At 66.5% G+C, this 11,188-nt stretch carries 10 protein-coding genes; 7 read left to right on the top strand and 3 right to left on the bottom strand.

Annotated elements, in window-relative coordinates; all coding sequences use genetic code 11:
- The first annotated feature begins 586 nt into the window (after nt 1-586).
- From CDO81_RS09925 to CDO81_RS09895, 7 genes are read left to right on the top strand one after another with little or no spacing between them, the layout of a single operon-like run.
- Complete coding sequence (locus tag CDO81_RS09925) at nt 587-1,516, top strand: TolC family protein (RefSeq protein WP_478221775.1); 930 nt, start codon at nt 587-589, stop codon at nt 1,514-1,516.
- Nucleotides 1,513-2,151, top strand: coding sequence for a hypothetical protein (locus CDO81_RS09920; protein WP_088483009.1), 639 nt, complete (start codon nt 1,513-1,515; stop codon nt 2,149-2,151). The genes CDO81_RS09925 and CDO81_RS09920 overlap by 4 nt, the downstream gene beginning before the upstream one ends.
- Complete coding sequence (locus CDO81_RS09915; RefSeq protein ID WP_088483008.1) at nt 2,148-3,257, top strand: efflux RND transporter periplasmic adaptor subunit; 1,110 nt, start codon at nt 2,148-2,150, stop codon at nt 3,255-3,257. The genes CDO81_RS09920 and CDO81_RS09915 overlap by 4 nt, the downstream gene beginning before the upstream one ends.
- A gap of 10 nt (nt 3,258-3,267) precedes the next feature.
- Nucleotides 3,268-6,399: an efflux RND transporter permease subunit gene (locus CDO81_RS09910; RefSeq protein WP_088483007.1), complete on the top strand. Its 3,132-nt coding sequence runs from the start codon at nt 3,268-3,270 to the stop codon at nt 6,397-6,399.
- Between the two features lie 59 nt (nt 6,400-6,458).
- Nucleotides 6,459-6,842 carry a hypothetical protein gene (locus CDO81_RS09905; protein WP_338139991.1) on the top strand — a complete coding sequence of 128 codons (384 nt, stop codon included), beginning with the start codon at nt 6,459-6,461 and terminating at the stop codon, nt 6,840-6,842.
- Between the two features lie 8 nt (nt 6,843-6,850).
- Nucleotides 6,851-7,357, top strand: a complete 507-nt coding sequence (locus CDO81_RS09900) for a hypothetical protein (RefSeq protein ID WP_088483006.1) — start codon at nt 6,851-6,853, stop codon at nt 7,355-7,357.
- 14 nt (nt 7,358-7,371) lie between these two features.
- Nucleotides 7,372-8,424, top strand: coding sequence for a DMT family transporter (locus tag CDO81_RS09895; RefSeq protein ID WP_088483005.1), 1,053 nt, complete (start codon nt 7,372-7,374; stop codon nt 8,422-8,424).
- A 197-nt stretch (nt 8,425-8,621) separates the two neighbouring features.
- Here CDO81_RS09895 and CDO81_RS09890 read toward each other — a convergent pair whose 3' ends face one another.
- From CDO81_RS09890 to CDO81_RS09880, 3 genes are all read right to left on the bottom strand, one after another.
- Nucleotides 8,622-9,134, bottom strand: a complete 513-nt coding sequence (locus tag CDO81_RS09890) for a DUF1993 family protein (protein WP_088483004.1) — start codon at nt 9,132-9,134, stop codon at nt 8,622-8,624.
- A 360-nt stretch (nt 9,135-9,494) separates the two neighbouring features.
- A complete protein-coding gene (locus CDO81_RS09885) occupies nt 9,495-10,430 on the bottom strand; it encodes a cation diffusion facilitator family transporter (protein WP_420917022.1) in 936 nt (311 codons plus the stop codon).
- Between the two features lie 40 nt (nt 10,431-10,470).
- Entirely contained in the window at nt 10,471-11,187 is a 717-nt protein-coding gene (locus CDO81_RS09880; protein WP_088483002.1) for an MgtC/SapB family protein, read from the bottom strand.
- Nucleotide 11,188: the final 1 nt, after the last annotated feature.

Here is an 11,188-nt window from a genome sequence, read left to right as displayed (position 1 = left end):
GCTGTTCATCCGTTCTCCTGTTTGGGTTGCGGGAGGTCTCGACAACCCCAGCTTCCCAAATCAGGGACGGATGAACAACCTATCGGAACGTCACACCTAGCCGGTCCTGAGCGACCGCCCAAATCTCTGTCCTGAACTCCGCTGCTACCCGCGCTTGAAGCGCGGCTGTCGTTCGCTTTGGCGGTGACTGCGTTCGCCCGTCGGCCACATGCCGATGTTTCGCGCGTCGCTTTCCTCTTGCATCAGGACTCTCGTGAAAACTCACCCATGGCTCGTCCCATGGCTCGTTGGCGGCACCCTTGCCGCCAGCGCGCTCGCCTGTGCCGCACAGGCCCAGCCCCAGCCCCTTCCACCCGCGGGCCCTCTCGCTGCAACACGGCCTAGCTTCGCTCAGGCCATTGCTGCCGCTTGGCAACGCTCCATCGAGGCGACCCAGTCGCAAGGTCAGCAGCGCCAGGCGCAGGCTGACCAAGCCGTCGCCGGCAGCTGGCTAGCAGCGTCCCCCGCTCTTCAAGCCTCCCAGCGCCAAGGTCGGGGCAGCGCCGCCGCAGGGCAGCGAGAAACTGAACTGGGTGTCGCCCTTCCCATGTGGCACATCGGCGCTCGGGCAGCGGCTGGTCAGGCGGCGCAGGCCGAACTCGAATGGGCGCAGGCAGCCGAATCAGCTGCCCGTTTGCGCATTGCTGCCCAAGTTCGCGAAACCCTGGGCCAGCTGACCGGACTCGAATCAGAGCACCGTCTGGCCGTACTTCAGAGCCAGCTCCTCAAGCGGCTCGCCGAGGACGTCGACCGCCGAGTCCGTGCCGGCGATCTGGCGCCAGCAGACGCGATGGCTACACGTGCCGAGTGGCTCGCCAGCCAGGCGCAGGAAGCGGAAGTCCAGCAACGAATGCGTGGTCAGCAGGCGCAATGGCAACTGCTGACCGGGATGGCGATCTCCGCTGAGCCCGAGCAGCCCCAAACGGCGTCCAGAGTGGATCTCGATGAAAACCATCCTGAGCTTCAACTGGCAGCACGCGCCGTCGAACGCGCCCAACGCAAGCTCTCGCTTGCACAGGCTCAGCGAGGGGACAACCCCGAGCTGGGCTTGCACCTGCGCCAGGAGCGCTCTGGCCAAGGTATGCCCACCCAGAGCAGCGTCGGTGTCTCGCTGCGCTTGCCTTTCGGCACGGACACCCACGCACAGCCGCGTATCGCTGCAGCACGCACCGAGGTGGATCTCGCGCTGACCCAGCAGCAGCGCATCCGGGATCGGCTGGCCGCTGAATTGGAGCTGGCACGCGCCCAGCTCCATGCGGCTGAAACCCAAGCGCAACTTGAAACCCAGCGCGCAACGCTGCTGCGCGAGCGAGCCGGGCACATCGACAAAGCCTTCAAGGCCGGCGAATCCCCGCTGCCCGAGTTGCTCCGGGCACTGGCCGCTGCTGCCCAGGCCGAAGCCTCCAGCGAACGCCAACAAGCCCATCTGCGCCTCGCTCAGGCGCGACTCCAACAAGCTCAAGGATTGCTCCCATGACCCGCACACTTCTGCTACGCACGCTGGCCTCCGCCGTGATTGCGGCCAGTTCCTGCATGAACGCCGTCGCCGGCCCGGGTGCTCACGGCCCCAACGGCGAACACCTCGACGCCCCCACCACCGCCGCGGTGTCTGGCAATAGCCGGCCGCGCCTTGAAGCCAAGACCGAGCAGTTCGAGCTGGTCGCCACCCTGGGTGGCGGCGAGTTCTCAATTCTGATCGACCGCTTTGCCACCAATGAGCCGGTGCTGAACGCACAAGTCGAAGTTGAGAGCGGCGGCCTCAAGGCCAAGGCACCTTTCCATGACGACATTGGTGACTATGCCGTGGCTGACCAGGCCATGCTGAAGCTGCTGGCTACGCCCAGTGAGCACGCGATCGTCATCACGGTCATCCACGGGAACGAGTCGGACCTGCTCGACGCCACGCTCAAGGTCAGCGCAGCACAAGCCCAGGAAGCTGCCGAGGCCCCGCACGGCCACGACCCTGCTGGCGCCGACGACCACGGCCACGAGCACATCAGCGGCTCGCGCAAACTGTGGACCGGGGTGGGCCTCATCGCCGCTGCGTTGATCGCTATTGCCGTATGGCGCCGCCGCGCTGGCAGCAAGACTTGGAACGGAGGCCAGGCATGAAGCGCCCACTGCTCACCCTCGGCCTGCTGATGGCCGCCATCACCGCCTTCGCTGGGCCCGGTGCCCATGGTCCGAACGGTGAACACATCGACCAGACGGGACCCACCAATGCGTCCGGCCTGGCGCGTCTTCCGGACGGCAGCGTCAACGTGCCCAAGGTCGCTCAGCGCCGGATGGGTTTGCGCACACTGATTGCGCCAGAGACCGAAGCCGCTGCCACGCTGGAGTTGCCTGGCCGCGTCGTGCAGGACCCCAACGCCAGCGGCCGCGTGCAGGCAAGTCACGGCGGCCGCATCGAGCCTGGCCCCAAGGGCCTGCCGGTCCCTGGCCAGGCTGTTCAGAAGGGCGAGATCCTCGCTTGGCTGCATCACCACGCTGATCCCTTCTCTCAAGCCAACCAGGAGGCGCAGCGCGCGGAGTTGCGCGCTGCCCGCCAACTCGCGGAGCAGAGGCTGAAGCGGCTGGAAGGCCTGGAGGGCACGGTACCTCGCAAGGAGATTGATGCTGCCCGTTTGGAAGCCGAATCCCTGGCAGTCCGCGAGCGCAGCATCGCCGCAAGCCTGGATGCCCGTGAGCCGTTGCGGGCGCCGGTGTCCGGCGTCATCGCCCGCTCTGATCTGGCGGCAGGCCAGGTCATCGACGCTCGGGATGTCCTGGTGGAGATCGTCGACCCAGCGCGCCTGATGGTCGAGGCGCAGACGCCGGACGTCACACTGGGAGTGCGCATCGCGGGCGCTCAGTTGGCGGGCGTGAGCGGTGTCAAGTTGGCGCTGGCCGGTGTGCCCCGGGCGCTGCGCGACGGCACGCTGCCTTTGAGCTTCCGTGCGCAGGGCGACAAGTCGGTGCCGCTGGCGGTCGGCCAGACGGTGGGCGTCATCGTGGCGCTGAAGGACAGCGCCAAGGGTGTCGTGCTGCCTGCTGAGGCTGTCGTCCGCAGCCCGGTCAACGAGCCCATCGTCTGGATCAAGACCGGCGCGGAGCGGTACACGCCCCAGCCTGTGCAGGTGAAGCCGCTGGACGCCAAGACCGTGCTTGTCACCCGCGGCCTCGCGGCGGACAACCGCGTCGTGGTGCAAGGCGCACCGCTGATCGCGCAGATCCGCTGAGGAGACGGCCATGTTCAATTGGATCGTCCTCACCAGCCTGCGCAACCGGCTTTTCGTGCTGGCCATCGCAGCGCTGCTGATGGCCTATGGCGGCTACACGGCCTGGCGCACGCCCGTCGATGTCTTCCCCGACCTGAACAAGCCGCTGGTCACCGTGCTGACCGAAGCGGGCGGCATGGCGCCCGAGGAGGTGGAGCAACTCGTTACCTTCCCCATCGAGACGGCACTGAACGGGATGCCCGGCATCACGCGAGTGCGCTCGACCTCGGGCATCGGCCTGTCCATCGTCTACGCCGAGTTCGACTGGGGCACCGACGTCTACCGCAACCGCCAGCAGGTGTCCGAACGACTGGCGCAGCTGCGCGGCCAGTTGCCCGCCGAGGTGACGCCCGTCATGGGGCCGGTCTCGTCCATCATGGGCGAGGTCATGCTGATCGCGCTGCCGCTCAGCGCGGGGCGAGCGACGCCGATGCAAGCCCGCGAGTACGCCGACTTCGTGCTGAGGCCCCGCCTGCTGGCCATCCACGGCGTGGCGCAGGTCATCCCGATCGGCGGCGAGGTGCGCACACTTCGCGTGGAGCCCGACACGGCCCGCATGGCGCAGCTCGGTGTCTCGCTGACGCAGGTGGAGCAGGCGCTGCGCGGCTTTGCCGGCAACGCAGGCGGCGGCTTCATCGACCTGAACAGTCGCGAGTACCTGATCCGGCACCTCGGCCGCACCAACCGCATCGAGGACCTGCAAGGCATCGCGGTCGCCTGGAGGGACGGCCGCGCGATCCTGCTGGAGCAGGTCGCCAGCGTGCGCTTCGCGGCAGGCCTCAAGCGCGGTGATGCGGGCTACAAGGGAGCGCCGGCCGTCATCGTCAGCGTGCAGAAGCAGCCAGGTGCCGACACCGTGAAGCTGACCCACCAGATCGAGACGGCGCTGGAAGAACTCAAGCCCGGCCTGCCCAAGGGTCTGAGCGCGCCCAAGGTGCTGTTTCGGCAGGCGGACTTCATCGAAGCCTCCATCTCCAACGTGACGGGTGCGCTGCGCGACGGCGCCATCATGGTGGCCATCGTGCTTTTCGCCTTCCTGCTGTCGGCGCGCACCACGCTGATCTCGCTGGTCGCCATTCCGCTATCGCTGGCGGTCACAGCGCTGGTGTTCCGGCTGCTGGATCAGTCGATCAACGTGATGACGCTGGGCGGCCTGGCGATTGCCATCGGCGAACTGGTGGACGACGCGGTGGTGGACGTCGAGAACATCCAGCGCCGCCTGCGCGAGAACCGGGCGCTGCCGGTACCACGTCCGGTTCTGGAGGTCGTGAGAGCCGCCAGCGTGGAGGTGCGCACCGGCATCGTTTACGCGACGCTCATCGTCGTCCTTGTCTTCGTGCCGCTGTTCGCGCTGCCGGGCATCGAGGGCCGACTATTCACGCCGCTGGGCATCGCCTACATCGTGTCCATCCTGGCTTCCATGATCGTGTCCATGACGGTCACGCCGGTGCTGAGCGCGTTCCTGCTGCCGCGCATGAAGCGGCTGGCGCATGGCGACAGCCCGCTGGTGGCACGGCTCAAGCACTGGGACGGGCGACTGCTGGCCTGGTCGTTCCCGCGCGCCCGCCTTCTGATCGCAGCGGCAGCGCTTGCCGTGGCGGCCGCTGCTGCCAGCGTGCCGTTCTTCCCTCGCGCCTTCTTGCCAGCCTTCAACGAGGGATCGCTGGTGCTGTCGCTGATGTTCAACCCGGGTACCTCGCTGGCCGAGGCCAACCGCATGGGCGCGCTCGCGGAGACGCTGATCGCCCAGGTGCCGGAGGTCACGCAGGTGGGGCGCCGCACCGGTCGAGCCGAGTTGGACGAGCATGCCGAGGGCGTGCACTCGGCCGAGATCGATGTGGACCTGCGCCGAGATGGCAAGCCCGTTGACCGCGAGGCGGTGATGGCCAGCATCCGTGCGCAGCTGGCCTCTGTGCCGGCGCAGGTGGCGATCGGTCAGCCGATCTCGCATCGGCTGGACCACCTGCTCTCAGGTGTGCGCGCACAGATCGCCGTGAAGATCTACGGCGACGACACCGACACGCTGCGCGGCCTCGCCGAGCAGATGCGGGCCGGACTCACCAGCGTGCCGGGCCTGGTGGACCTGACCGTCGAGAAGCAGGTGCTCATCCCGCAGATCGCCGTGCGGCTGGACCAGCGAAAGGTGGCCCAGGCCGGGCTGTCACCTGGCGAGGCGGTGCGCGTCCTGCAAGCCCTGACCGACGGGGCCCACGGCGCGCAGATCGTGGACGGCCAGCGCCGCTACGACCTGGTGCTGCGCCTGCCAGACGATCAGCGCAGCCCTCAGGATCTGGCCCGTACCTTGATCGACACGCCCGCAGGGCGGCTGCCGCTGTCCAGCATCGCCACGGTCGAGGAGTCCGACGGCCCCAACCAGATCGGCCGAGAGAACGGTCGGCGGCGCATCGTTGTCTACGCCAACACGGACGGCCGCGACATGGGCCGTGTCATCGGCGACATCCGTCAGGTCATCGCCAAGACGACGCTGCCCACAGGCGCCTTCATCAGCCTGGAGGGCCAGTTCCAGGCGCAGGAACAGGCCACGCAGCTCATCGTGGTCTTGTCGGGCGTGTCGCTGGCGATGATGTTCCTGGTGCTGTACACGCGCTATCGCTCGGCAGTGCTAGCAGGGGTCATCATGGCCAACATCCCGCTGGCGTTGATCGGCGCCGTCGTGGCGATGTGGCTGACCGGTGTGACGCTGTCGGTGGCCACCATGGTCGGCTTCATCACGCTGGCTGGCATCGCCACCCGCAACGGCATTCTGAAGGTCAGCCACTACATCAACCTGTGCCGCTTCGAGGGCGAGCGCTTTGGCCAGCCCATGATCGTGCGTGGCTCACTGGAGCGGCTCACGCCGGTGCTCATGACGGCGCTGGTGGCAGCGTTTGCGTTGACGCCCTTGCTGCTGGCCGGTGACGAGCCGGGCAAGGAAATCCTGCACCCGGTCGCCGTGGTCATCTTCGGCGGCCTCGTCAGCTCCACGCTGCTCGACACGATCCTCACGCCTGTCATCTTCTGGCTGGTGGGCGAAAAGCCGCTAGAGCGACTGCTGGCGCCTGAAGAGCACGCCCCAGCCGGGCAAGTACAGGAAGCGTTTTGACCCTCATGGCCCTGCGGCGCCGCCTGCGCAAGAGCGCCGCGCAAAGATTGGAGATGAACATGATGAAGACCAAGCAACTGCTGATCGCTGCCCTGTTGGGGTCTAGCGCCCTGGCGATGAACCCTGCGATGGCTCATGGCTCGGCAGCCCCCCGTCACGGGGGCATCGTTCAGGTCGCCAACGATGTGAATTTCGAGTTGGTGGTGGAGGCTGACGGCGCCACCATCTACTTGGTGGACCACGACGAAGACATGCCCTCCAAAGGCATCTCGGGCAAGTTGACCGTGCTGAATGGCGCGCAGAAGACCGAGGTCGACGTGAAGGCCACCGAAGGCAACAAGCTGCGCGCCACCGGCGTGAAGATCGCCCCCGGCGCCAAAGTTGTCGCCGTGCTCAACAACGTCGAAGGCGAAACCGCCACCGTGCGGTTCAACGTCAAGTGAAGGCCCCCATGAGCATGATCGACCGCTGGCAATGTGCGGCCTTCTTGCTGGCAGCCAGCGGCACGGCCTGGGCAGCCGAGGCGCCGCGAGATAACGCGACCCTGGCCGCCAAGGCCGAGGTCGCTTTTGGCAAGCAGCAGGGCCAGAGCTTCGACGCCCAGGCTGTCAAACCGGCTGCTGCCGCGCCGCGCACAGAGACCGTGACCGTGACGCTCAAACCGGGCAAGGGTGCCGAAGTGCAGGCCGAGCTCGACGCGGGCCAGGGCATGGTGTTCCATTGGACGGCTAGCGCTGATGTGGCTGTGGACCTCCACGGTGAGCGAACCGGCTCTCAGTCGGAATACACCAGCTACGACATCGAAGGCGCTCAGCGCGAAGGGGCCGGCACCTTTGTCGCGCCCTTCGCGGGCACCCATGGCTGGTTCTGGAAAAACAAGAGCCAACAACCAGTCACCGTCACGGTCACCATCACCGGCTTCCACAAGCGCCTGGTGCGGCACGGAGGGCAGCCCTGAGGGCTGCACCCAGCATGTCTGTGCATCTGACCCTTCCTGCACTTCGAGGCAGCCTGCTTGCGCTCCTCGCGGCGGCACTGTTCGGAGTGGGCACCCCGCTGGTGCAGAAGCTCGGGCTCGGCCTCGGGCCCTTCACCACGGCTGCGTTGCTGTACTTGGGAGCTGCCGTCATCGGAGCCTTGCTTCGCCAGCACGTCAGCAAGGAAGCTCGGGTTCTGCGTAGCGACGTGCCGCGTCTGCTGCTGGTTGCCCTGTTCGGCGCCGTGTTGGGGCCTGTGGCTCTGGCCTGGGGCCTGCAGCGGACCAGCGGAACCGGTGCGTCGCTCATGCTGACACTGGAAGCCCTGTTCACGGCCGTCCTGGCGTGGCGCCTGTATGGGGAAACGATGGACAGGCGTGTCTGGGCCGCCATGCTGTTGCTGCTTGCGGGCGGGGTGCTGCTAATCCTGGACCAGGGCTTGGCGTCGGGCGGACAGTGGCTGGGTTTGCTGGCCGTGCTGGCAGCCACTGCATCCTGGGGCATGGACAACACCCTGTCGCGGGCGCTCGCCGAGCGCGACCCCGCGCAGGTGGTCATGGCCAAGGCTGCCCTGGGTGCAACGGCTACGGTGGCACTGGCGCTCCTCATGGGAGAGCCGATGCCAACCTGGGGCGCTGCGGCGGGACTTATGGCCGTGGGCGCCACAGGTTACGGCCTGAGCCTTCGCTTCTACCTTTTGGCTCAACGTGAGTTCGGCGCTGCACGCACCGGTTCAGTCTTCGCCTTTGCGCCGTTCATTGGCGCTGCGCTGGCCTTCGCGCTCGGTGACCGTTCAGCGGGCTGGGGCATGGCGCTGGGCGGCCTGCTGATGCTGGCGGGCGTGGCCCTGCACCTAGCCGAGTCGCACGACCACGAACACGAACATGAGGCATTGGAGCACGAGCATGCCCACCGCCACGATGACGGCCACCACGATCATCACCATGACGTGATGCCCGTTGGTGCACACAGCCATGCCCACAGACACGCCCCGATGCGGCACAGCCATGCACATTTGCCGGATGTGCATCACGGGCACGACCACTGAGGACGCGGACGGGCGACAACCGCAGCGATCCAGTTTGATGCTCATCTCCGTCGTTGTCGCCTTGGGTGGCTACGCAAGCTGGCGGAGCGAACCTTAACCACGGAGTCTGCGTTCGGACACCGGACAAGAAAAGAGGCAGCAATTCGCCTCGAAGGACGCGGATCAGGGCCAACGCACATCGCCGTCAGCCCGGATAATCAGGGCTCGCACTCGATCCGGTGGCAGGCCATGTGCGCGACGAAATCCATCTTGCCTAGGGTCACCCCTTCGCGGCGCAGCAGGGCATAGGCCATCGTTACGTGGAAGTAGAAGTTGGGCAGGATCCAGTCGCGGATGTCCTCAGCCGCTGACATGACAAAGCGCACCCCGTTGGGCAGGGTGAGGTCGACAGTGTCCTCGGGGGACGCCCAAGTGGCGGGGTCAGCCGCGGCGAGCGTCGCTGCAATCGCCGCGATTCGCTCTCGGATCTGGGCGAACGAGGTGTAGCTGTCCGCATCCAGCGGCGGCGCCATGTTGCCGACCTGCCCCAGCGCGAGCAGCACCTGGTTCATTGCCACCCGGAACTGCAGCTCGAGTGGGAACATGTCGTCGGCGAGCCGGAGCGAGAGCGCCTCTTCGCCGATCCCCGCCTCCTCGGCCGCCGCGGCGAGCCGGTCAAGCGTGCCGAGCATGTTGACGAAGGTGCCTTGTGCGAACGTGGCGTAATCCATGTGTGTTTCACTTTCGGAACGTAGCTCTGCGTCGCGAGGGGCCCTTGGCGACGCGGCACTCCCTGAGCCCATGGTACCCGTTCGCAATGACGAAAGATAACTCGCCTCTTGATGAGTGCCCGAAGGCGTTGTATCCGATTCGCCTCGAAGTTGCAGGCGCTGGCCTGCACTGACCGTCGGTGCTGCTTTCTTGAACCAGGGCGCTGGTGTTGCTCTCTAGCGAACGGCAGTTCTGCAGCGGGTGCCGACATTCCCTGTAAGCCGTCGAAATGCCGCATCCGGCAACAAAGCCGTCATCCGTTCCTCGGACCTTCTCGGACCTCGAATCTCTCTGAGCTGGCCAACGCTGGCATCCATGCGTCAGGCCCTGTCGTGGTCTCTATCAGGTCGGCGCCAAGGGTCGACGTGAGTCATCAAATTCAGCACTCGATGTCGCTGCATGACGCGTCGCCGCGCTTCAACGGCGATCTCATGTCCCGCCTCCACGCTCAGCGAGGCGTCGACCTCGATGTGCGCGTCCGCCACGACCATGTCCCCCATCTTGCGCGTGCGGATGTCATGCACGCCCTGGATGCCGGGCGTGTCCGCCAGAGTCCGACGGATGGCTTCGACTTCCTCTTCGTCCACCGCCCGGTCCATCAGGTCGTGAAGCGCATCCCAACCGAACTCCCAGCCCATTTTGGACACCATGAATCCGACGATGGCCGCGGCGATGGGATCCAGGATCGGGTAACCCGCCAGGTTGCCGATGATGCCGATGCCGACCACCAGCGATGACGCCGCATCCGACCTGGCGTGCCAGGCGTTGGCCACCAGCATGCTGGACTTGACCCGCTTCGCGACGGCCAGCATGTAGCGGAACAGCAGCTCCTTGGCGGTCAGCGCACCGAGGGCCACCCACAGCGCCGCCATATGAACCTGCGCGATGGTCTCGGGCTGCTCCAGCTTCGTGATCGAAGACCACAACATGCCCGCGCCGACACCGAGCAGCAGCAGGCCCAGCACCAGGGACGCCGCCGTCTCGTAGCGGTGGTGGCCATAGGGATGGTCCTCGTCCGCGTCCTTCTGGCTGTGGTGGTTGGCCAGCAGCACGACAAAGTCGGCGATAAGGTCTGAAAGGGAATGCACGCCATCGGCCACCAAGCCTTGGGACTTGGTCAGCAGGCCCGCTGTGATCTGCACGGAGGTCAACACCAGGTTGACCGCCACGCTGACCCAGGTGCTGCGAGACGCAGCAGCCGCGCGCTCGGCAGGGCTGTGCTCAGTGTCTTCGGTGTCGTCGGGGGTTGGGGGCATCAGGCTCATGTCAATGTTCTTCCATCAGGTTCGAGTGCGCTCACTCGTCGGCGCTCGCGTTCCAGAACGCCTGCACGACACCGGGCACCGCTTCGAGCCGCGTCATGACCTCGTCGAGCTGTTCCGGCACGACCGCCGTGGCGTAGAGCATCGCCTCGATCTCGGCATCGTTTTGTCCGAAGGGGTGCTGATCCACCGACCGGACCGGATAGCTCGCTTCATCCAGCAACTCGATCAGGCGCTCGTGCACCTCGGCCTGGTGGCTGCGCTCGCAAACCACGTAGACCGCGTAGGTCGCTTCGCTCGTCTCCTCCTGCACAGGGCGGCGATTGATGCGGTTCACCACGGGGCGTAGCAGGGTGTTGCTGGCGAGCACGAAGAGCGCAGCCACGATCGCTTCGCCGAGCAGGTCCGCCCCGGCACAGGCGCCGACGGCTGCCGAGCCCCATAGCGTAGCCGCCGTGTTCAGGCCGATGACATTGGCACCTTCCTTCATGATCGCGCCGGCGCCGAGGAAGCCGACCCCCGAGACGACATAGGCCACCACATGCACGGCAGCGTCGTTGCCGCCGAGCCGTTGGGCCATGTCCACGAAGATCGCTGCGGCGACCGCCACGAGGGCGTTGGTCCGCAGGCCCGCAGTGCGCTGCCGCCACTGCCGCTCCAGGCCGATCAGGCCCCCGAGGGCAAAGGCCGCGCTCACGCTGAACAGGGTGTCCAGCAACGACTCGAGGTTCAGGTTGTGCAGGGCTTGCATC

It is taken from the genome of Roseateles puraquae, assembly GCF_002205845.1.
GTDB classification, from domain to species: domain Bacteria; phylum Pseudomonadota; class Gammaproteobacteria; order Burkholderiales; family Burkholderiaceae_C; genus Pelomonas; species Pelomonas puraquae.
The sequence above is the reverse complement of the archived record's forward strand: the minus strand, read 5'-3'. Positions and strand labels throughout refer to the sequence as shown.